The organism is Mycobacterium angelicum, assembly GCF_002086155.1.
Classification (GTDB): Bacteria; Actinomycetota; Actinomycetes; order Mycobacteriales; family Mycobacteriaceae; genus Mycobacterium; species Mycobacterium angelicum.
In genome coordinates this window covers 1-206 of the sequence record NZ_MVHE01000524.1, presented here as the reverse complement: position 1 = coordinate 206, position 206 = coordinate 1, and the positions used below count along the sequence as shown (strand labels likewise).

1 pseudogene is annotated in these 206 nt (G+C 75.7%); it reads right to left on the bottom strand.

Features of this window, described 5'->3' with window-relative positions:
* Nucleotides 1-206, bottom strand: a pseudogene (locus tag BST12_RS30525) (replication-associated recombination protein A); the annotation flags it as partial.

Here is a 206-nt window from a genome sequence, read left to right as displayed (position 1 = left end):
GGCCGCCTGGGCTGCCTCGGCCGCTACTTCCAGCGCGGTCAGGGCGCGCCGGGCGTCGCCGGCCGCGAGTTGCACCAGCAGGTCGACGGCCTCAGGCGCTACCGCGACTGCCCTGCCCAGGCCGCGGGGGTCATCGATCGCGCGTTGTACTACCGCGCGGGTGTCCTCGGCCGTCAGCGGCCGCAGCTGCAGGATCAGCGACCGCG